The organism is Mariniflexile ostreae (genome assembly GCF_042427585.1).
Taxonomy (GTDB): Bacteria; Bacteroidota; Bacteroidia; order Flavobacteriales; family Flavobacteriaceae; genus Pseudalgibacter; species Pseudalgibacter ostreae.
On the sequence record NZ_JBHMFC010000081.1, the window covers coordinates 28,426 to 49,601 of the forward strand.

18 protein-coding genes and 1 other RNA gene are annotated in these 21,176 nt (G+C 35.4%); 13 read left to right on the forward strand and 6 right to left on the reverse strand.

Annotated features, from left to right (window positions below; genetic code table 11):
- The first annotated feature begins 122 nt into the window (after positions 1-122).
- Positions 123-1,559: a phage tail-like protein gene (locus ACFFU9_RS12480; RefSeq protein ID WP_379861789.1), complete on the forward strand. Its 1,437-nt coding sequence runs from the start codon at positions 123-125 to the stop codon at positions 1,557-1,559.
- Here the strand turns inward: ACFFU9_RS12480 and ACFFU9_RS12485 are convergent, their stop codons facing one another.
- Together ACFFU9_RS12485 and ACFFU9_RS12490 are read right to left on the reverse strand one after the other, a co-directional pair.
- On the reverse strand, positions 1,560-4,019 hold the full coding sequence (locus ACFFU9_RS12485; protein WP_379861790.1) for a TonB-dependent receptor: 2,460 nt from the start codon (positions 4,017-4,019) through the stop codon (positions 1,560-1,562).
- Between the two features lie 201 nt (positions 4,020-4,220).
- Positions 4,221-5,906: a M23 family metallopeptidase gene (locus ACFFU9_RS12490; protein ID WP_379861791.1), complete on the reverse strand. Its 1,686-nt coding sequence runs from the start codon at positions 5,904-5,906 to the stop codon at positions 4,221-4,223.
- 181 nt (positions 5,907-6,087) lie between these two features.
- Here ACFFU9_RS12490 and ACFFU9_RS12495 point away from each other — a divergent pair, with 181 nt between their 5' ends.
- The 4 genes from ACFFU9_RS12495 (at position 6,088) to rny (ending at position 8,495) form a co-directional block, all read left to right on the forward strand.
- Complete coding sequence (locus tag ACFFU9_RS12495) at positions 6,088-6,378, forward strand: coiled-coil domain-containing protein (protein ID WP_379861792.1); 291 nt, start codon at positions 6,088-6,090, stop codon at positions 6,376-6,378.
- Positions 6,379-6,397: 19 nt separating this feature from the next.
- Positions 6,398-6,691: a cell division protein ZapA gene (locus tag ACFFU9_RS12500; protein ID WP_379861794.1), complete on the forward strand. Its 294-nt coding sequence runs from the start codon at positions 6,398-6,400 to the stop codon at positions 6,689-6,691.
- Positions 6,692-6,742: 51 nt separating this feature from the next.
- A non-coding RNA gene (ssrS, locus tag ACFFU9_RS12505) (6S RNA) lies at positions 6,743-6,864 on the forward strand.
- 59 nt (positions 6,865-6,923) lie between these two features.
- Positions 6,924-8,495: a ribonuclease Y gene (rny, locus tag ACFFU9_RS12510; RefSeq protein ID WP_379861795.1), complete on the forward strand. Its 1,572-nt coding sequence runs from the start codon at positions 6,924-6,926 to the stop codon at positions 8,493-8,495.
- 43 nt (positions 8,496-8,538) lie between these two features.
- Here the strand turns inward: rny and ACFFU9_RS12515 are convergent, their stop codons facing one another.
- Complete coding sequence (locus ACFFU9_RS12515) at positions 8,539-9,699, reverse strand: sensor histidine kinase (protein WP_379861797.1); 1,161 nt, start codon at positions 9,697-9,699, stop codon at positions 8,539-8,541.
- A 68-nt stretch (positions 9,700-9,767) separates the two neighbouring features.
- Positions 9,768-10,664 (reverse strand): site-specific tyrosine recombinase XerD, encoded by an 897-nt coding sequence (gene xerD, locus ACFFU9_RS12520; protein WP_379861798.1) that lies wholly within the window; start codon positions 10,662-10,664, stop codon positions 9,768-9,770.
- A gap of 359 nt (positions 10,665-11,023) precedes the next feature.
- Between xerD and ACFFU9_RS12525 the strand changes: the two genes are divergently transcribed.
- The 3 genes from ACFFU9_RS12525 to aroQ all read left to right on the forward strand — a co-directional run bounded on the left by ACFFU9_RS12525 (position 11,024) and on the right by aroQ (position 13,254).
- Positions 11,024-11,527, forward strand: coding sequence for an outer membrane beta-barrel protein (locus ACFFU9_RS12525; RefSeq protein WP_379861799.1), 504 nt, complete (start codon positions 11,024-11,026; stop codon positions 11,525-11,527).
- A 617-nt stretch (positions 11,528-12,144) separates the two neighbouring features.
- The gene (locus ACFFU9_RS12530; protein WP_379861801.1) at positions 12,145-12,759 is read left to right on the forward strand and encodes an outer membrane beta-barrel protein; all 615 of its coding nucleotides are present in this window, start codon (positions 12,145-12,147) and stop codon (positions 12,757-12,759) included.
- A gap of 78 nt (positions 12,760-12,837) precedes the next feature.
- Positions 12,838-13,254, forward strand: coding sequence for a type II 3-dehydroquinate dehydratase (gene aroQ / locus ACFFU9_RS12535; protein WP_379861802.1), 417 nt, complete (start codon positions 12,838-12,840; stop codon positions 13,252-13,254).
- An 87-nt stretch (positions 13,255-13,341) separates the two neighbouring features.
- Here aroQ and lpdA read toward each other — a convergent pair whose 3' ends face one another.
- Positions 13,342-14,718 carry a dihydrolipoyl dehydrogenase gene (lpdA, locus tag ACFFU9_RS12540; protein ID WP_379861803.1) on the reverse strand — a complete coding sequence of 459 codons (1,377 nt, stop codon included), beginning with the start codon at positions 14,716-14,718 and terminating at the stop codon, positions 13,342-13,344.
- 121 nt (positions 14,719-14,839) lie between these two features.
- Here lpdA and ACFFU9_RS12545 point away from each other — a divergent pair, with 121 nt between their 5' ends.
- The 5 genes from ACFFU9_RS12545 (at position 14,840) to ACFFU9_RS12565 (ending at position 20,680) form a co-directional block, all read left to right on the forward strand.
- A complete protein-coding gene (locus tag ACFFU9_RS12545; protein ID WP_379861804.1) occupies positions 14,840-16,129 on the forward strand; it encodes an NAD(P)/FAD-dependent oxidoreductase in 1,290 nt (429 codons plus the stop codon).
- Between the two features lie 130 nt (positions 16,130-16,259).
- A complete protein-coding gene (gene aroC / locus ACFFU9_RS12550) occupies positions 16,260-17,321 on the forward strand; it encodes a chorismate synthase (protein ID WP_379861805.1) in 1,062 nt (353 codons plus the stop codon).
- Positions 17,322-17,447: 126 nt separating this feature from the next.
- Positions 17,448-18,179: a phosphatase PAP2 family protein gene (locus ACFFU9_RS12555; RefSeq protein ID WP_379861807.1), complete on the forward strand. Its 732-nt coding sequence runs from the start codon at positions 17,448-17,450 to the stop codon at positions 18,177-18,179.
- Positions 18,180-18,391: 212 nt separating this feature from the next.
- Positions 18,392-19,837, forward strand: coding sequence for a dicarboxylate/amino acid:cation symporter (locus ACFFU9_RS12560; protein WP_379861808.1), 1,446 nt, complete (start codon positions 18,392-18,394; stop codon positions 19,835-19,837).
- Positions 19,838-19,858: 21 nt separating this feature from the next.
- The gene (locus tag ACFFU9_RS12565; RefSeq protein ID WP_379861809.1) at positions 19,859-20,680 is read left to right on the forward strand and encodes a sulfurtransferase; all 822 of its coding nucleotides are present in this window, start codon (positions 19,859-19,861) and stop codon (positions 20,678-20,680) included.
- Between the two features lie 73 nt (positions 20,681-20,753).
- Here ACFFU9_RS12565 and ACFFU9_RS12570 read toward each other — a convergent pair whose 3' ends face one another.
- The gene (locus tag ACFFU9_RS12570; protein WP_379861810.1) at positions 20,754-21,173 is read right to left on the reverse strand and encodes a thiol-disulfide oxidoreductase DCC family protein; all 420 of its coding nucleotides are present in this window, start codon (positions 21,171-21,173) and stop codon (positions 20,754-20,756) included.
- Positions 21,174-21,176: the final 3 nt, after the last annotated feature.

Below are 21,176 nucleotides of genomic sequence, written 5' to 3' on the forward strand. Positions count from 1 at the left end.
TTAAAATAAGAATACTATAATAAAATCGTGTTTTAGTTGGGATATTGGTGGTTTTTTGATAATTTCTTTGATAAAACGGTGTTGTAATAAGATAATTATGTATCTTATTAAAAAAATAAGCCATGAATCAGAAATCTACCTACCTTTTTACGCTCTTATTTGTTTTAGTTTTTTTTAATGCTTTTTCTCAAGTAGGCATTGGAACTACAGAACCCCACGCGTCGTCTATTTTGGATGTAACATCCACAGAACAAGGCCTGTTAGCACCTAGAATGACTTCCGCACAACGTTTAACTATAGCCACCCCTGCAGAAGGCTTGTTAGTTTTTGATACAGATGAAAATGTATTTTACTTTTTTGATGGCACCACTTGGTTGCCTTTGGAAAGTGCAGAAAAACGAGATAATTATAAATTAATAAAAAGTGCTGCAGATTTAGCCGATGAATTAGCCGCTGGTGGTGGTACTGTTTATCTTTTAGATCCAGATACATTATATGAAATTAATGGTACCATTACTTTAGCCGTACCTATAAATATAAACGACGCTTACATCTTTGGTGAAGATACTAATGGCGATGTATTGGTTAGTACAGGAACTATATTTGAAGGGGTTAAGGGAGGGTCTATAAAAGGGATTACTTTAATATCTACTGGAGGAAGTGTTTTTAATTTAAACGGAACAGGGGATGGGTCTCTTATTTTTAGAGATAGTGCTATTGTTAATTCAAATTCGGTAGGGACGGTGAGTGATTTTAAATTGGTTTTTTTAAGCATTGTACGCTATAGCAATAACTTAAACGGTATTACTTATACAGATATTGAAGAACTGCTTTTAAATTCTGCGGGGTGGGATGGTTTGAACAAAGGCACCTACGAAACTCTTACCGGCATCTTTAATATAATAACAAAACAAGGAGGATTTAGCACCGTTGAAGAAACGGCAACAGCAGCATTTGATGTTACCGGGATAACTTCAATCACTGGAAGTGCAGGAATGAGAAATGTGAGTTTTTCTGGCGATGGTAACTATGTTAATGGATCATCACCTTATATAGGTTATAATTTTACAAACGATTGGGATGTGAATTGCCCTGGTTTAAAAGTGGAAACGGATAATAATGCTACTGGTGACATCAATTTAGATTACTCTGTTGGATCAGGAGCAACGACAGCTTTTTCGGGTACAGGAATGTCTAGTAGGACAAAGCTGTCAGGGAACACTACTTCAGAAAATTTGTTCAGATTTAGATCTAGTCCCGGTATAAACAATAGGATTATCTATGATGGGATGCAAACGCGGTTCTTTAATGTTTCTGCCAGTGTTTCTTTTCAAGGGGATAATAATAATGCCGTCTTTGTATTTTATATACTTAAAAATGGAAGCATTTTAGAAGAAACAAAGGTGTATAGAGAAGTTGGTGAAAACAATGACGTCGGGGCTTTAGCTATTATAGGGACGATTGAGTTGAGCACGAATGATTATATTGAGGTATGGGTAGAGCGTTACAGTGGTGCTGGGAATTTACTTGCAGTATCTATGAATTTGAGTATTCGCTAATTAAAACGACATCGTAGTTCTAATATTAAAAACCCGTGGGGTTAAGTAGTTAGGAATAGCATATTGGCGTTTGCTGTATACATCGCGTACCCAAGTGTTGGTAATGGAGTTTTGTACATCAAACATATTAAAAATTTCCACACCAAAAGATAGAGATTTAAATGGTTTTTTCCAGCCATGGGCAAACCGTTTGTGTTCATCTACTATAACAAACTGAAACCCTACGTCTACACGTTTATAATCTGGTAACCGGTTTTGGTATGCATAAGGGTCGGCATAACTGGGCGAACCGCCAGGCAAGCCCGTATTGTAAACCAAATTTAAATACACCTTCATGTTTGGTATGTTGGGCACATAGTCTTGAAAAAGGGCCGCAAACTTTAACCTTTGATCCGTTGGTCTGGCAATGTAGCCTTGGGCATCGATATTCTCTTCGGTTTTAAGGTAACTAAAGCTAAACCACGACTCTGTACCGGGAACAAATTCACCATTTAAGCGCATATCCAAGCCATAGGCATAAGCTTTTGCGGTATTGTTGGCACTATATCTAATCCGAACGTTTTCTAAGGTATACGGGTTAACATCTGTTAAATGTTTGTAATAAGCTTCTGTGGTTAATTTAAAGGGCCGTTCCCATATTTTAAAACTATAATCGTTTCCTGCAACAACATGAAATGATTTTTGTGCTTTAACCTCTGGCTTAACAGCTCCTGTAGTACTTCGCAATTCCTTATAAAAAGGCGGTTGATAATAAAGCCCGGTAGCTATTCTAAAAAGCATGTCTTTTTTCCAGTCGGGTTTTATGGCGAACTGCACTCGTGGACTTACAACCGTTTGGCTAGAAGCAGCCGTTTCGGCACTGCTTACCGACCAATGATGCATTCTTACGCCAGCATTATACCACACGTCGCTGGCGCCTAGTGTAGCACGTAAGCTCCATTGCCCATAGGCTTGTAGCCTATTAATTTGTGTTGCGTTCGTAGCCCTAACATTTTGATAAGGTTCCAATGGGCCGCTATACGACTCATAAGGTTGTTCGTTTGCAGGAAATGTTTTTGGGGGGCGAATTGAGAATCCAGCAGAATCGATGCGTTCCCATTCTACCACCCGATCTCGAATATCTTCATGGGTGTATTTTACAGACCATTCTAAACGGTTATTTTTAATTTTAAGATCGCCTTTGTGTTCCCAATTCGTAATTAAAGCATCTAGATCATTTCTTCCGTGGTTAAGTTGGCTGCCAATGCCTTCACTAAACGTCACTTCGCCTAAGTTTTCATCACCAATATTAGTGTTCACTTCACCTAAACGGTATTGTGCTAAAATGTCAAAATATTCCTCTTCTGTAGTATGGTATGCAGAGGCTGTAAGGTTTAAATTTAAGTTTTCATTTACTCTGTAAGAACTTTTAAATGCGCCAAAAGTAGTTTGGTACTTGTCTTTTTCTTGCCCTTCATAAAAAACCAATAAAGCTATCGGGTCGGTAAGCGTCCCAAAATTGGTCTGTCTGGTTTGAGGTTGGTAATTGTATTTATTTGAGGACGCATTTCCTAAAAAGCTCAAACTAAACTTATCGGTGAACTTATAAGTTAAAAACGTTTGTAGGTCTCCAAAAGCAGCATCGTAATTGGTTTCTGTTTCTTTAGCATTTACTAATAGTCCATTATCGCGATAGCGCATACCTATAATGCTTGTAAACCTAGAGTCTTTACTTATATTTTCGTAGGAAAGACTACCACCTAATAAGCTCATATCGGCATTTACTTCAAATCGATAAGGAGTTTTATAGGTAATATCTAATACCGACGATAGTTTGTCCCCATATTTAGCTTGAAATCCCCCAGCTGAAAAGTCAACATTTTGTACCAAATCGGTATTAACAAAGCTAAGTCCTTCCTGTTGTCCCGAGCGGATTAAAAATGGCCGATACACTTCGATACCATTTACATACACTAAATTTTCATCGTAATTTCCACCACGAACGGCATATTGGGTGCTCAATTCATTATTATTGCTTACACCTGGCAGTGTTAACAAAAGATTTTCTATTCCTGCATTCGCCCCCGGTATTTTACGAATGGTCTCTGGGTTTAAATTCACAATACCTTCCACATCTTTTCTTCTCTGGGTATTAATGGTAACGGTGCCTATTTGCTCTACTGAAAAGCTCATTACGGGATTGAATTCCAGTGATTCTCCTTTTTTTAAATTTAGGGTGCTCGTAATTTTTTTGTAGGCAATATGCGTAAAATCGACCACAACATCTTGGCCTGACGGGATTTTTAAAAGATAAAATCCGTTTTCATTGGTCTTTGTGCCACCCGTTCCTGTTTTAATATTAACATTATCTATAGGTTTGTTGTTATTATCAAGAATAACACCTTTTACAGTAGCGGTTTGTGAAAACACCAAACCGATAGAGAAAAATAATATAGCGAAAAGAAAGGGTTGTTTTATCAAGCTTGTAAATATTTAATGTCGCGTTAAAGTTTGAAAACCTGGCATGTTAATAAGTGTTATTTTAGTATTTATAAAATTTTAATCTTGGTGGTTGCATATCAATACCTTAAAGAGGTTGTTGTACTTTACGTATTTATTATACCCTGTTGTGAATAAGGCTTCCTCTTGAGGGCCAAAATGATAGGCGGTAACCATAAAGCTTTATTTTTTATAAAACATGGTTTCAAAAGTAGAACTATTTCCAACATTATCGGTTACAATTACTTTTAAAATATTTTTGGTGTCTGTAACACAGCCATCATTAAAGTCGTGTGTAAGGGTTTTGGTTTTGTAATCGTATTCCATCAAAATCCAAGTGTCGTTAATAGTGGCCCGATAACTTGAAATGCCCGAGAGGTCGTCGTCTATTTTTAGTTTTAAATATCTATAATTGCTTAACCATTGTCCGTTTTTAAAATTAATAGGAACAATAGTGGGGTTTTTAAGGTCCGAAACCAAAGTATAGGTGCCCAAGGTTTTGGTTTTGGTCGTTAACGTATTACCCATGCGGTTTGTAGAATGGTATACGGGGTAGTTTCTATACCCTACAAGTCTGGCTATAAATAATTTATCTTTATCAGTTTCAGAATATTTACTAACATCAAATGCTATATTGAATTCTTTTTTAAGGGGTAGCACATCCTTATGGACCGTTACTGTATCGCCACTTACTCTAAAATCGAGATAGAAATCATGGTAAAAACTATCTTTAAAAAAATCTACAGCAACAAAACCTTCTTTTAATTGCATAGGTTGGTTAGCATATACATAATAAGGTGTAACAGGAGTATTTTTAGGCTGTGTAAGCGCTCTTTTTTGTCCCTTTATAGAAATGGTTATCCATGCTGGGTTATTTTTAAAATCGTTCACTTTTATTTTATAAACGGCATGGGTGCTATCTTGAATGGTAAGCGTACCATCATCGATCACATTTCTGTACAGGCTTAAGGGATTGTTTTCAATAAATAATTTCTGAACCCTTTGGCGCTGTTCTTGAAAATGTTCATAGTCTATTAATTGATTAATATGCTTAGACTCTTCAAAAGAAAAAGTATCAAAATCCAATTCGAAATTTTGCCTACCATTTAAAAAGGTCTGTATGTTGGATACCCCATTTTTATTGGCGGCCAAATCCTGCCTGTCTGTTACCGAAACCCCAAAGCCTATTTTTCCAAAGGCTTCTATACTTTCTGTTAAGAAATCGCCATTTTTTTGTGGTATTAAACGTAAGGCCTGTTTTTTGTTCGATTGGTTTACCGATGCATCATCGCCAATAGGATACACGTACACAGAAGTAACTGCGGGGGGCGTGGTGTCTTTAACATCTATTCCAAAAAGCAAGGGGTTAATGGGGTGTTCGTTTTTATCTCTAATCTCAAAGTGTAAATGTGGGCCTCCCGAGCCTCCAGTGTTCCCGCTATAAGCCACAAGCTCGCTTTGTTTTACACGTAACTCTTCGGCTTTAGGGAAAAGTTCAATCTCAAAGTTTTCTACTTCATATTGATGGTTTTTAACATACGCTTCAATAGCAGGTGAAAACCGCTGCAAATGGGCATATACACTAGTGTAGCCATTGGGATGCGTAATGTAAAGGGCTTTGCCGTAGCCAAAATGCGACACTTTGATACGGCTAACAAAACCATCTGCAATGGCTACAACATTTAGGCCTTCGCGTTGTTGCGTTTTTATATCCAAACCCGAATGGAAGTGATTGGTGCGAAGTTCTGCAAATGTACCCGAAAGCAAAATGGGGATTTCCAAGGGCGTTCTAAAATAATCTTGGGGATAATGATTTTGTGCATAAGTACTTAAAGAAAGACAAACTAAAAAAAGGAGGCGTAAGGGCATAAAAAAAAGAGTTAATTCTAAAAATATTAATAAGGCTGTAAAAATGCAAAAAAATAAATGAATATCCACGCTACAGCCCTTATAATAGGGTGTAAGCTTTAATTTTAAATTTTCTTTTAAAAACTATTGTATGTTATGGATAGGTGTATTAACTTTGTGTGATAGGTATTGATATTTGTAAATGAATAATATTGAAGATATTGTTGATTCTTTAGAAAATAAAATTAGCAAGATTTTGCATAAGCAAGACCTTTTACAGCAGGCTAATTTAAAATTGAAAGCAGAACTAGAAGAATCACAAAAAGCGTTTCAAAATCAAGAGTTGGAAATTTCAACTTGGAAAGATAAATATGAAGCTCTTAAGTTTGCAAATACTTTACTTGGTAGTGACGATAATAAAAGAGAAACTAAGCTTAAAATAAATGCATTAATAAGAGAGATAGATCATTGTATTGCACAACTCTCAAATTAAGGTACTAGTAATAAATTCAATGTCAGAAAAGCTTAAAATAAAGCTGTCTATAGGCAACAGGATATATCCTTTAACTATAGACCCCTCGCAGGAAGAAGGGTTGCGTAAAGCAGCGAAAAACATTGATGTTATGATAAAACAGTTTGAGCAAAGCTATTCTGTAAGAGATAAACAAGATGTATTGGCCATGTGTGCTTTGCAATTTGCATCTCAAGTAGAACAGAAAACAATTGATAAAGCGTATGTAAGTGAGCATGTGGAAGAAAAACTAAATGCTTTAAATGATTTATTACACGCACATTTAATCTCTTAAACGTTCATTAACATAAAAGTTACTGCCTACATTGGTTATTTTTTTTGATAAACTCAACGTTAATTCTTTAAAAAGGGTGAGTTTAAGTTGTAAAAGCATGCTGCATGTACTTTTAAAGTACCTAGCAGACCCTTGATCAGCTTGTTAGCCCTAAACTTGTTTTTAAGGAGTTTATACAAAATCTTATGCCGGTGTAGGCTTTTTTTATATATACACAAACCAACACAGAAAAATGGATTCAATTATATTAATTGCAGGAGGCGTACTATTAGGGATTATAATAGGCTATGTTATTGCTAAAGTTTTAGAAAAAAATAATGCCTCAAAACTTATAAAGAACGCTAAAAAAAGTGCTATCTCCATACTTAAAGAGGCCAATGCAGAAGGCGAATCAATAAAAAAGGATAAAATACTTCAAGCCAAAGAAAAATTTATAGAATTAAAGTCTGAACATGAAAAAGTAATTTTGTCACGCGACAAAAAAATGGCAGATGCAGAAAAACGCACTCGAGACAAAGAATCTCAAATCTCAAGCGAAATAGCTAAAACAAAAAAGCTTAATGATGCCATTGAGAGTAAAATTAAAGATTACGATTATAGACTAGATATTGTTGAAAAAAAGCAAGAAGAAGTAGATCGATTGCACAGAAGCCAAGTAGAGCAATTGGAGGTGATCTCTAGTCTTTCAGCTGAAGATGCAAAAATACAACTTATGGAGTCTTTAAGAGGGCAGGCTAAAAACGATGCCATGTCTTATATCCAGAGTACCATAGAAGAAGCGAAGCTAACAGCGCAACAAGAAGCTAAAAAAATCATTATCAATACGATTCAACGTATAGGAACGGAAGAAGCGGTGGACAACTGTGTATCTGTATTTAATATTGAATCTGATGATGTTAAAGGTAGAATTATTGGACGTGAAGGCCGAAACATACGTGCTATTGAAGCGGCTACAGGTGTTGAAATTATTGTTGACGATACACCAGAAGCTATTATTTTATCTTGTTTCGATTCGGTTCGTCGTGAGATTGCTCGGCTTTCATTACATAAATTGGTAACCGACGGTAGGATTCACCCAGCACGAATTGAGGAAATCGTTCAAAAAACAAAAAAACAGATCGACCAAGAAATTATAGAAGTAGGGAAACGTACTGTTATCGATTTGGGAATACACAATTTACACCCTGAACTTATTAAGATGGTAGGGCGTATGAAGTACCGCTCTTCTTATGGGCAAAACTTATTGCAGCACTCTCGTGAAGTTGCAAAACTTTGTGGTGTTATGGCAGCAGAGCTAGGATTAAATCCAAAGTTAGCAAAACGTGCCGGATTGTTACACGATATTGGTAAGGTGCCCGATGCTGAAACCGATATGGAAACACCACACGCTATTTTAGGGATGCAATGGGCAGAAAAGTATGGAGAAAAAGATGAAGTTTGTAATGCTATTGGTGCACATCACGATGAAGTAGAGATGAAGTTTTTAATTTCTCCAATCATTCAAGTATGTGATGCTATTTCAGGAGCACGTCCAGGAGCTAGACGCCAAGTGCTAGATAGTTACATACAACGTTTAAAAGATCTTGAAGATATTGCTATTGGTTTCCAAGGTGTTAAAAAAGCTTATGCCATTCAAGCGGGGAGAGAGTTAAGGGTTATTGTTGAAAGCGATAAAGTAGATGATCAAAAGGCGGCAGATTTATCATTTAGTATTTCTCAAAAGGTACAGACCGATATGACGTATCCAGGACAAGTGAAAGTAACGGTTATTAGAGAAACCAGAGCCGTAAATATTGCTAAGTAAAAATTATAATAAAATAATTATCACAATTAAAAACCAGCTATAATCAGGCTGGTTTTTTTTTGATGCTCATTGTAATGGTAAAGGTAGTGCCAACATTAACTTTACTACTAACTTCTATTTTTCCGCCCAAGGTTTCTATTTGGCTTTTGGTAAGATATAGCCCAACACCTTCGGCATTTTCATTGCCATGGAAGGTGCGGTATAAGCCAAAGATATCTTTGCCATACTTGTTTAAATCTATGCCTAAACCATTATCGGTTACCGTAACAGTTAATATTTCAAGTTCTGATAAGTGAGATTCAATAGTTACAACCGGTGTGCGGTTTGGGTGTGCATACTTTAAAGCGTTTGTAGCTAAGTTTTGTATAATGCTTTCTAAATAAGAACGATTGGCGTAAATCGTGATATCAGGAGATACATTATTATGGAAAACAGCTTTTTTACTGGCCGCTTCTATGCTCAGCATTTTAAGTGTATCTTTTATACATTGATAAACAGATAAATTTTCACGCTCAATTTCTTTAGTGAATTGCTTACTTACAATTTCATTTAAATTTACTATGGTTTTACTTAAAGACTCTGAAACTGTTTTTAAATGGGTTATCAAGTCCTTTTTCTCAGATTCGGTTTCGGCATCATCATAAAACTCCAATAAACTTTCAAAATTGCCTGCATATTCTTTTAAATTATGGGTTACAATATGAGCGAAGTTCTGAAGTCTATTATTCTGATTGGTTATAATGTTTAGGTTTTCGGCTCTTGCCGCTTGCCGCTCTTTTCTATGGGTAATATCTACTACAGTGCCTATCATTCGCAAGGGTGCTCCAGACGCATCCCTTTGTACAATCCTTCCCGTATCTTCAATCCATATGTAGTTTCCTTTTTTACAAAGCACTCTATGTTCGCTTCTGTATTCAGGGGTTTTATTGGTGAAATGCTCATTTATACGAACAAATAAGGCATCGAGGTCTTCAGGATGTATTATTCTTTCCCACTCTAATTGGTTTATTTTTGTACCATCAATGCCTAAAATATTTTTAGCTTCTTCTGAATAATGAATTAAATTGGTTTTAAAATGAAAGTCCCAAACCCCAATCTTGGAGTTTTTAAGAGCAAATCGAGAGGTATACGCATCATAATTTAAATCGGAATTAACCCCTATTAAATCAGAGCCTGGTTTTTTATTCTCGAAAATATTTTTCATACTAATAAGTTAAGTAAATTACAAATATATTTAAAACCTGATAATAAGCGCATAACGTTTCTAACGCATTATTTTCTTGGATGGTAGGTTTCTATAACATGTTTTAAATGACTTTTATCCAAATGGACATAAATTTCGGTTGTTGTTATGCTTTCATGTCCTAACATGAGTTGAATGGAACGTAAATCTGCATTGTTTTGCAAAAGATGCGTCGCAAATGAATGCCGAAAGGTATGGGGCGATATGTTTTTTTTTAGCCCGATTTTTTCAGCCAATTGTTTAATAATGGTAAAAACCATCGCTCTGCTCAGTTGTTTTCCCCTTCTATTTAAAAACAAAGTATCTTCAAATCCCGGTTTAATGTTCATGTGTACCCGCATTTGGGTTCTATAAATTTGTATATATTTTTCGGTAGCCTCAACTATTGGTACAAATCGTTGCTTATCGCCCTTACCGGTTACTTTAATAAAGCCTTCTTCAAAAAACAAGTCCGATAACTTTAACTGGATCAGTTCACTTACACGTAAGCCACACCCATAAAGGGTTTCCAGCATGGCTCTATTGCGCTCACCTTCGGGCTTACTTAAATCTATAGCATTAATTAGAGCATCGATTTCGGCTTCTGCTAAGGTGTCAGGTAATTTTCTTCCTGTTTTTGGAGATTCAATAAGTTCTAAGGGATTATCTGTTCTATAGTCTTCAAAAATTAAATAACTAAAAAAGCTGCGCAATCCAGAAATAATTCGCGACTGCGATCTTGCATTTACGGTTTTTGCAAGTTCATAAATAAAATGCTGAATTGTTTCCGCGTCTATCGCAATTGGGCTGATCTTAATAGAATGTGCGTCTAGATACTTGATAAGCTTATTAACATCAAGTACATAGCTGTCAATTGAGTTTTTAGACAACCCCCGTTCAATCTTTAAATACAATTGATAATCTTTTAAAGCATTATCCCATTTCATAATTGTAAAAATAACTTAAATTATTGTTTTTTTTGAAAAGGATATCATAATAAATCATATATAACTTAACATATTCCATACCACACACCGCTTATTAATGATAATTTCTAATAGGGGGCTAGGTTTTGTTGTTTTTTAAAGGTTTTTTTACTAATTAAGTAATTGTTTGTTATTACATTAAACAAATGTTTTATTTAAAAACAGTTGAAATGCTTTTTTTTCGGATTAAAAGAGTATTTTTTTTAAATATATAAGAAAAAATGTGTTAATATAATTGAATTTATTTGTATGTTCTAAATTTTAAAATTATGTTTGCGCAAAATTTTAAACAAATTAGTATCAATTTAACCAACTAAATTATGAAAAAACTATTATTATCAATTGTCATTGTATTTGGAATGAGTAATTTAAATGCTCAAAGTTTTGGTCTAAAAGCAGGTGTTGATTTTGCTTCTTTGAAATCTAAAGTAGAAAGCTTTAGTGTTTCTGTCTCTGAAACCGGCTTTTATATTGGTGCTTTTGCAGATATAGGAGTTTCTGAGTCTTTCAGCTTTCAGCCAGAAGTACTTTATGTGTCAATAGATGAATTAGATCAAATACATATTCCTCTTATGGCCAAATTTCCTGTAACAGAAAAGTTGAATATTTTGGCAGGACCTGCTCTAGGACTTCTGTTGGATTCAGGAGATGGAATTAAATCATTTAATTATGGAATTGAAGCAGGTGCTGCTTATGATATTACTGAAAAGTTTTTTATTGAAGCTAGATATAATTTAGGTTTAGCTAACTTACTGGAAGACGCTCCTAATGACCCTTCTTTAAAAATGAGTGGTTTTTTTATTGGTGCTGGGTATAAATTATAATACGAACTACTTATTATTATAGATTAATTTAAGAAGAACAATGGGGAGAAATATCTTCATTGTTTTTTTTTATTGTTATTAGATCAAATTTAGGGGTTACAAAATATAAAAATATGCTCAATAAATCCTAAGTCTACTACTATTTTAGGTTTGCTTACAATATACTATAATTAGAGAATATTTTTATGATTTTTTAAAATCAATAGCGTATAAGGTTAATACCGTTTTACTTTAGGAAACCCAAATAGGGGGATGTTTTTACAATAATTATTATATTTAAGAAGATTGACACCTATTCGCTTATTTGTTGTCTACAGAGTTTTTTATTAGTTTCTAACCCAAATAATAAACATTTATTTATGTCATAATAGAGTATTCTTAAACAACTAATTTCTAGTATTTACATTTTACGAAGAGCTGATGAGTTTTGTTTTTACATGAAACAAATATAAGTGATTAAAACATAGTTCTTTAGGTTTTAATTTTGTTTTTGAACAGGTAAACTTTGTTTTTTTGTAAGAAAAAAAGGATTGTCTTTTTGCTTTTTTCTCTTGTTTAAAATGAAACTTCACACTATGTTTGCGCCTCAATAAAAATAATTTAAAACAACTAGTATTATGAAAAAATTAATTTTAAGTGTTGCTGTTGCTGCATTAGGTTTATTACAAGTAAACGCTCAAGATGCGCCTATATTTGGATTTGCTGAAGGCGATGTTATCGTTGAAGGAAGTGTAAACTTCAATAGTACTAATGACAAAAATTCAGATGTTAAGACTAATAAATTTGGTATTAGCCCAAAAGTCGGTTTCTTTATTAGCGATGATTTGGCAATAGGTGCTAGCTTAAACGTAAGTTCAGGAAAAATAGAGAGTTCAGGAGTTGACACTTCAAAAAAATCTGAATTTGGAGTAGGTGTTTTTGGTCGTTATTACTTTTTAGATTTAGGGGCACGTTTTAAAACGTTTACTGAACTAGGTCTTGGTTACAATACTAGCGATGATAAAATAGCTGACCTTAAAGAAAATACGCTTGGTGCTAATTTAGATTTAGGAATCAACTATTTTGTAAAAGAAAACATTGCGCTTACTTTTTCATTGGATAATCTTATTAGTTTTTCTTCTTCTAAGTATGATGTTGACGGAGCAAAGGCAGTAAGTTCTTTCGATTTGGGTGCTGGCGATGTTAATAATCCATTTGCAACAGCTAGTTTTGGAGTTTTATTTAAATTCTAATTTCCATTATAAATAAACAATTTAAAACCGAAGCAATTGCTTCGGTTTTTTTATGTCCATTTTTTATATATTTACCTTATGAAAAAACTAATTATCATCAATGGCCCTAACTTAAATTTGCTAGGGAAGCGGGAGCCCAATATTTATGGCAGTTTATCTTTTACTGAGTTTTTAGAGGAAGTAAAAGGAAAATATAAAGATGTCGAAATTGATTATTTCCAATCTAATATAGAGGGTGAATTAATTGATAAGTTACAAGAAACCGGTTTCACTTACGATGGCATAATATTAAATGCAGCAGCTTACACACACACCTCCATTGGAATTGGTGATGCCGTAAAGGCTATTGAAACTCCAGTGATAGAAGTGCATATTTCTAATACGTTTAGTAGAGAGGAGTTTAGGCATCAATCGTTTATCTCTCCAAATGCAAGGGGAGTAATCCTTGGGTTTGGCTTGCAAAGTTATGAGCTGGCCATTCAAAGCTTTTTATAAGACTTCATTTTTATTCAGGTTATGACATAAAAAAAGTTCCAGAAACATATTCTGGAACTTTTTTTTATTAACACTTTATAAAGTATATTATAAATGAATCACTTCACCATAAGCAGCGGCAACAGCCTCCATAACGGCTTCACTCATAGTAGGGTGAGGGTGTACGGTCTTTAAAACCTCTTGTCCTGTAGTTTCTAGTTTTCTACCTAAAACAGCTTCAGCAATCATATCGGTAACACCGGCTCCAATCATGTGGCAACCTAACCATTCACCATATTTAGCATCGAAAATTACTTTAACAAAACCGTCTTTAGCACCAGAAGCACTAGCTTTACCAGAGGCAGAAAATGGGAATTTTCCAACTTTTATATCCAAGCCTTTTTCTCTAGCTTGTTTTTCTGTTAAACCAACACTTGCAATTTCTGGCGAGGCATAAGTACAGCCCGGTATATTGCCGTAGTCTAAAGGTTCTACTTGATGGCCTGCTAGGTTTTCAACACATAAAATACCCTCTGCAGAAGCCACGTGTGCTAAAGCTTGGCCAGGCGTAACATCTCCAATAGCAAAATATCCTGGGATATTGGTTTGGTAGAATTTATCAACTAATATCTTATCTCTATCTACAACAATACCAACATCTTCTAGTCCTATGTTTTCAATATTGGTTTTAATACCTACGGCAGATAAAATTATATCCGCTTCTAAAACTTCTTCACCTTTACTGGTTTTAACCGTTGCTTTAACGCCGTCTCCAGAAGTATCTACTTTGGTAACTTCTGCAGAAGTCATAATGTTAATACCGCTTTTCTTGAAAGAACGCTCTAATTGTTTAGAGACATCTTCGTCTTCAACTGGCACAACATTTGGTAAAAACTCAACAATAGTTACCTCTGTACCCATGGCATTGTAAAAATAGGCAAACTCAACACCAATGGCGCCAGAGCCTACAACAATCATTTTCTTAGGTTGTTCTGCTAAAGACATGGCCTCTCTATAACCAATCACCTTTTTGCCGTCTTGAGGCAAGCTTGGTAACTCACGTGATCGCGCACCCGTTGCAATAATAATATTATCAGCACTGTACTCAGTACCATCAACATCAATTTTTTTGCCAGGCTTTAATTTTCCGTAACCTTTAATAACATCAATTTTGTTCTTCTTCATTAAAAAGTCAATCCCTTTGCTCATGCCATCGGCAACGCCACGGCTACGTTTTATAACAGCATCAAAGTCTTTATCATACTCTTTAACTGTTAAGCCATAATCTCCAGCATGTTTTAAATATTCAAAAACTTGAGCAGATTTTAACAGCGCTTTGGTAGGGATACACCCCCAGTTTAAACATACACCACCTAAATTATCTTTCTCAACAATTGCGGTTTTAAAACCTAATTGCGACGCTCTAATGGCGGTTACATAACCACCTGGGCCACTTCCAAGTACTATAATATCGTATTTGCTCATTTGTTATTTTTTTAACTTAATTTTTGAAGCTACGAATTTACGAAATCGAATTCGAATAAAGAATTTAGAGCTTTAAAATTTTACATCTTTTGTGCTACCTTTGTTAAGCAAGTTATAATTTATGAATATACCTCAAACAAGTTTCCCTCGTATTGTTATTATTGGTGGTGGTTTTGCAGGCATTTCTTTGGCCAAAAAACTATCTAAACAAGAAGTGCAAGTCGTATTAATGGATAAGCATAATTATCACACCTTTCAGCCCCTTTTGTATCAGGTATCTACTGGTGGGCTCGAACCAGATTCTATAGCATATCCCATTCGTAAAATACTTAAAGATTTTCCTAATTTTTTATTTAGACTGGCCCATGTTAAAGAAATCGACACCTTAAATAATAAGGTATTAACCGATATTGGATCCTTAAAATTCGACTACTTAGTAGTGGCTTCAGGTTCTACAACAAATTATTTTGGGAACAAAGCAATAAAAAAATATAGTATGGCGATGAAAACCATACCGCAGGCCCTTAATTTACGAAGCTTGATATTAGAGAATTTTGAGGATGCGTTATTGACCTCTGATTTAAACGAACGCAATACGCTCATGAATTTTGTAATTGTAGGTGGTGGCCCTACAGGGGTTGAGTTGGCAGGAGCTTTGGCAGAAATTAAAAAGGGGATTCTCCCTAAGGATTATCCAGATTTAGATACTCGCATGGCGCAAATTCACATCGTTCAATCCAGTGCTTGCCTTCTTAAAGGGATGAGTGCTAAAGCGTCTGAAAAAGCAGAAGCGTTTTTAGAAAACTTAGGGGTTAATGTTTGGAAAAATGTAAGGGTTACGGATTACGATGGCAAAACAGTTACTACTAATGCCGACCTGACTTTTGAAACAGCCACCCTTATTTGGGCGGCAGGGGTAAAGGGTGCTACCATAAAAGGGCTTCATGCGGCCGAACTAATCAATAAAGGAGACCGCCTTTTAGTTAATGAATTTAATCAAGTTACAGGATTTAATCACATATTTGCTATTGGTGATATGGCCTGTATGGTAACGGAAGCTTTTCCTTCTGGATTGCCTATGATGGCGCAACCAGCCATACAACAAGGGGAGCAATTAGGAGATAATATGTTGAAATTAATTGAAGGAGAGGCTATGGTGCCTTTTACCTATAAAGACAAGGGGGCTATGGCGACCATTGGTAGGAACAAGGCTGTGGTCGACTTGTCTCGCTTTCGGTTTCAGGGAGTGTTTGCTTGGTTTGTTTGGATGTTTGTTCATTTGTTTTTCTTGATTGGTTTTCGAAATCGTATGGTGGTTTTTGTAAACTGGGTATATAATTATGTGCGTTTTGATAGGGAAGCCCGTTTGATTATAAGGCCGTACAAAAAGAAACATAAGCCTAAATTTTAATGTTTTTCAATAGATATGGACTTTAGAACCTATTGATATACGGTTTATTATCCCAAACACAATTTTAAGAACTTTGTTTTAAAATGGCTAAGTTCGAAAAAAGCTTTATTTTAGCCAAAAAATTGTAATTATGGCTGGAAATTCCTTCGGAAAACTATTTACCCTTACCACATATGGCGAATCTCATGGTCCTGCTTTGGGCGGCGTAATTGATGGCTGTCCTCCAGGGATTGCTCTAGATTTAAATGCAATTCAAGATGAATTGGACCGACGTAAGCCTGGACAATCTGCTATTGTAACCCAGAGAAAGGAGCCCGATACGGTAAAATTCCATTCTGGAATTTTTGAAGGTGTTACCACAGGTACATCTATTGGTTTTGTAATAGAAAACACGAATCAAAAATCTCATGATTATACCCATATAAAAGACAGTTACAGGCCAAGTCATGCCGATTATACCTATGATAAAAAATACGGTGTAAGAGATTATAAAGGTGGAGGGCGCAGTTCGGCTCGTGAAACAGCATGCCGTGTGGTGGCAGGTGCTATTGCTAAGCAAATGCTTAAGGGAATCGAGATTATCGCCTATGTATCAGGGGTTGGCAAAATGCAATTAGAGAAGCCATACACAGCATTGGACCTAACTCAAATAGAATCCAATATAGTACGTTGTCCAGATCAAGCTATGGCCGCAAATATGGAAACCTATATTAAAGAGGTCCGTAGTAAAGGCGATACGGTTGGCGGTATTGTAAGTTGTGTCATTAAAAATGTTCCAGTTGGCTTGGGGGAACCTGTATTTGATAAACTGCATGCCGAATTAGGTAAGGCCATGTTATCCATAAATGCTGTTAAAGGCTTTGAGTATGGTAGCGGCTTTCATGGAAGTACCATGTATGGCAGTGATCATAACGACCCTTTTAATAGCGATGGTACCACAAAAACCAATTATTCAGGTGGTATTCAAGGTGGTATTAGTAATGGTATGGACATCTATTTCAATGTGGCATTTAAGCCTGTTGCTACACTTATCCAGAAATATGAAACTATCGATAAAGCAGGAAACACTGTAGAAATGCAAGGCAAAGGAAGGCATGATCCTTGTGTGGTTCCAAGAGCTGTTCCTATAGTAGAGGCCATGGCAGCATTGGTTATTGCAGATTTTTACTTGATTAACAAAATGTATCGTTAAGACATAACATAGGTGCTGTAATGTCTTACACAATAGGTTTTAAGTGGGATTGGATTACCTGTTTGTTTTGGGGATATCACGACCTTAGGCTACTTCAATATTTGTTATTTTAATAGGTCTAATGGCATGATACATTTTCTTTATGAATATATTAAAAGCCTCAAGCTCTTTTTTAAAGACAGGTTAAACAAGTACAATATTACGCTCTCATATGGTATTGCGGTATTAATTGCTTTATTTATGGTGGTTGCGGGAATCAATCTGTTTATAGAGCTTACAGAAACGTTGGCTACAGATATGTTGGCTAATTACGACCATCGCTTTACACAATATGTTATTTCTCACCGCTCTGCGGCGTTAACAAAATACTTTATAGCTATAACTCACGTAGGCGATGTTTATGGTTATATTGCAGTATTATTAATTGTTTTTTTGGTATCATTATTAGTGTTTAAAAGTTGGAAATACGTGGTGCAAATTATAGTGGTACTTATGTTGTCTGCGGTGTCTAATTTAATGCTTAAACGGTTTATCGATAGGGCGAGACCAGATTTAGAGCATATGGTTTCAGTGGAAACGCTAAGTTATCCTAGCGGTCATGCTATGAGTGCCATGGCTTTTTACGGGTTCTTAATATACCTGTTTTATAAATTCAGCATACCTACTTTAGCAAAATATAGTATTATAACGTTTTTATTCCTGCTTATCTTAAGTATAGGCATCAGTCGTATTTATTTAGGTGTACACTTTCCTTCAGATATCGCTGGCGGTTTTATTGCTGGCGCAATATGGGTCGTATTTTGTGCGCTCCTCTTTAATTTAATAGATTTATTTAGAAAAGAGCTTAACAAGCAGTAAAAGTTACCGACTTTTTTTATTTTTTAAACCATTTCGAAGATACCCTTAATTGAAATAAACAGGGTTTAAAGCCTAAATATTTTAAAATGAATAGCCATCACAAGTTATAAAAAGTAAAAAATTCTTATATTGTTAGAGTAATGTTAAAAAGACAAGTCCTCTCTGTACATATGTTTTATAAAATAATATTCTGAAGAGGTTAAAAACGATTCATGAAAAAACTAGCGCTACATTGGCAAATATTAATAGGAATGACGCTTGGGGTAATATGGGCATTGCTTTCAAGCGCTTTAGGCTGGAGCTCGTTTACCCTTAATTGGATAAATCCTTTTGGAACTATTTTTATTAACTTATTAAAACTTATTGCGGTACCTTTAGTATTATTTTCCATTATTGGTGGTGTTGCAAACATTGGCGATCCTTCAAGTTTGGGGCGTATGGGCGGTAAAACCCTACTCATTTATTTAGTGACTACCGTAATGGCTATTTCATTAGGACTCGTATTGGTAAACACCATAAAACCAGGAAAATTAATAGATAAACAAAGTAGGATAGATAATAGAATCCGTTATGAAATTTGGGCAGATAATGAGGGACATGAGATAAAAGACGGCATTCATTACCTAAAAGACCCCGTTTTTTTTGAACGTGCTCAAAATATTTCCAAGCTCTCGGAATCTGAACTAAAAGAGGTTTCTGTTTCGGATAAACTAGAAAAGGCTAAGGAACAAAAAAATATTTCACCGTTGCAACCCTTAGTGGATATCGTTCCAGAAAATTTTTTCTTTTCGCTTTCTAGCAATGGGCTTATGTTGCAAATTATCTTTTTTGCGCTGTTCTTTGGGGTGTGTCTATTATTTATTCCCAACGAGAAATCACAGCCCGTTTTAATCTTAGTCAATGGCATAAATGAGGTATTTCTAAAGATGGTAGACTTGGTTATGCAAGGGGCACCATTCTTTGTGTTTGCCTTACTGGCTGGCGTGGTGAGTAAAATGGCTGGAGACGATCTCGCTAAGGTTTTAGAAATTTTTAAAGGATTGAGTTGGTATGCAGCAACGGTTTTAATAGGCTTATTGCTGATGATTTTTGTTATCTATCCTGGGATTCTGAAACTTTTCGTGAAAAAAATCCCTTATTTCGGTTTTTTTAAGGCTATGGGGCCTGCCCAAACTTTAGCGTTCTCAACCTCTAGCAGTGCAGCAACATTGCCCATAACTATGGAGTGTGTAGAGCATAATTTAGGAGTGGATAAAAAAATAAGCAGTTTTGTCCTGCCTATAGGTGCTACTGTAAATATGGATGGAACCAGTTTGTATCAGGCAGTTGCTGTTGTTTTCTTAGCTCAAATGCATATGATAGACCTTACTATTGGTCAACAGATAACGGTAGTGATTACTACCGCTCTTGCATCTATCGGCTCTGCTGCCGTGCCAAGTGCCGGATTGGTAATGATGATTGTGGTATTAGATTCTGTAGGCTTAAATCCAGCATGGATCGCTATTGTTTTTCCTGTTGATAGAATTTTAGATATGTTTAGAACTGTTGTAAATGTTACTGGCGATGCGACTGTTTGTTCTATTATTGCAGATGGTGAGGATATGTTGACTTATAAAAATAATAAAAAACCAACAGAAACCTTTAACATGGATTCTTAATTTAATCGTAAACCTATTTGTATGTCTGCAATATCAATAAAAACCCCTATAGTTTCAGTAGAATGGCTCTATAAGCATTTAGATGCTGAAAACCTCATTGTTTTAGATGGAACTATAATTAAAAATTTAGAAGATAGTCCAAATCAAATCCCGAATGCTCGTTTTTTCGATATCAAAAAGAAGTTTAGTGATATTACAAATTCTTTTCCGAGTGCCTTTCCATCAGAAAAACAATTTCAAAAGGAAGCTCAGGCTCTAGGTATCCATACAGATAGCGCGATTGTAGTGTACGACGACAAAGGGATTTATTCCAGTGCCCGAGTATGGTGGATGTTTAAAGCTATGGGACACGAGAATGTTGCGGTGCTTAATGGTGGATTTCCAGAATGGCAAAAAGCTGCATATCCGTCGGAAAAACCAAAACTATCTCTTATAGAAGTAGGCGATTTTGTAGCCCATTACCAACCCAAGTCTATGAGGTTTTTCGAAGATATGAAAGAAGCAACAAAAAACAGCACCCAGAGTATTATAGACGCCCGCTCTAAAGATCGATTTCTTTCGTTGGTTGATGAGCCTAAAGAAGGGCTTCGCAGAGGGCAAATTCCAAATTCTATAAACTTACCTTTTACCGACCTTATGGATGGCAATAAACTTAAAGACACTGAGGGATTAGAACCAATATTTAAGGCATTAGTTAAAAAAAAATCTGATATTATATTTTCCTGTGGATCTGGTATTACCGCTTGCATCTTGGCTTTGGCAGCCGATATATTAGGATATAAAAACATAGCGGTCTACGATGGTTCGTGGACAGAGTGGGGGAGTTTGGTCGATCCAGATTAGGCTGATACATGCGGGGTTTACCTGTTTTTATATAAAAAATCACTCTCCTTTTTTACTTATTGATGTATTCTTATCAATCCAAAAATTTACTTTTTAATTCTGGCGTAGGAATCAGGCATGCCTCTTTTTTTCCATACCACTTATAGCGGTTTTTAGCGATATAATCGTAAACCCAGTTACGTATAAATGGAGGGACAATAAAAAACACAACCATCAGATTTACTGGAAAACCTAATTTTGAAGCAATATTTAATGCTGCTGTAGATTTATAGGCCAGTTTTTTATTAGGAGTATAAAGAAGAATAGAATCTATTTTGGTTCTATCAATATGATGGGCCTTTATTACCTTTTGTCCTGCTTCACTTTGTAGTGCAGCAAACAAAAAAACATGCTCGGTATCTTTTTTAACAACATACTGTACGGCACTGTCGCATAAATTGCAAACCCCATCAAATAAAATTAATTTATTATGTTTAGGAATAAGATCCTTCATTTT

What these genes read in the sequence shown, in the direction of transcription:
- ACFFU9_RS12480 (WP_379861789.1), top strand. Translation starts at nt 123, where the DNA reads ATGAATCAGAAATCTACCTACCTTTTTACGCTCTTATTTGTTTTAGTT.
- ACFFU9_RS12490 (WP_379861791.1), bottom strand. Translation starts at nt 5,906, where the DNA reads ATGCCCTTACGCCTCCTTTTTTTAGTTTGTCTTTCTTTAAGTACTTAT.
- ACFFU9_RS12495 (WP_379861792.1), top strand. Translation starts at nt 6,088, where the DNA reads ATGAATAATATTGAAGATATTGTTGATTCTTTAGAAAATAAAATTAGC.
- ACFFU9_RS12500 (WP_379861794.1), top strand. Translation starts at nt 6,398, where the DNA reads ATGTCAGAAAAGCTTAAAATAAAGCTGTCTATAGGCAACAGGATATAT.
- rny (WP_379861795.1), top strand. Translation starts at nt 6,924, where the DNA reads ATGGATTCAATTATATTAATTGCAGGAGGCGTACTATTAGGGATTATA.
- ACFFU9_RS12515 (WP_379861797.1), bottom strand. Translation starts at nt 9,699, where the DNA reads ATGAAAAATATTTTCGAGAATAAAAAACCAGGCTCTGATTTAATAGGG.
- xerD (WP_379861798.1), bottom strand. Translation starts at nt 10,664, where the DNA reads ATGAAATGGGATAATGCTTTAAAAGATTATCAATTGTATTTAAAGATT.
- ACFFU9_RS12525 (WP_379861799.1), top strand. Translation starts at nt 11,024, where the DNA reads ATGAAAAAACTATTATTATCAATTGTCATTGTATTTGGAATGAGTAAT.
- ACFFU9_RS12530 (WP_379861801.1), top strand. Translation starts at nt 12,145, where the DNA reads ATGAAAAAATTAATTTTAAGTGTTGCTGTTGCTGCATTAGGTTTATTA.
- aroQ (WP_379861802.1), top strand. Translation starts at nt 12,838, where the DNA reads ATGAAAAAACTAATTATCATCAATGGCCCTAACTTAAATTTGCTAGGG.
- lpdA (WP_379861803.1), bottom strand. Translation starts at nt 14,718, where the DNA reads ATGAGCAAATACGATATTATAGTACTTGGAAGTGGCCCAGGTGGTTAT.
- ACFFU9_RS12545 (WP_379861804.1), top strand. Translation starts at nt 14,840, where the DNA reads ATGAATATACCTCAAACAAGTTTCCCTCGTATTGTTATTATTGGTGGT.
- aroC (WP_379861805.1), top strand. Translation starts at nt 16,260, where the DNA reads ATGGCTGGAAATTCCTTCGGAAAACTATTTACCCTTACCACATATGGC.
- ACFFU9_RS12555 (WP_379861807.1), top strand. Translation starts at nt 17,448, where the DNA reads ATGATACATTTTCTTTATGAATATATTAAAAGCCTCAAGCTCTTTTTT.
- ACFFU9_RS12560 (WP_379861808.1), top strand. Translation starts at nt 18,392, where the DNA reads ATGAAAAAACTAGCGCTACATTGGCAAATATTAATAGGAATGACGCTT.
- ACFFU9_RS12565 (WP_379861809.1), top strand. Translation starts at nt 19,859, where the DNA reads ATGTCTGCAATATCAATAAAAACCCCTATAGTTTCAGTAGAATGGCTC.
- ACFFU9_RS12570 (WP_379861810.1), bottom strand. Translation starts at nt 21,173, where the DNA reads ATGAAGGATCTTATTCCTAAACATAATAAATTAATTTTATTTGATGGG.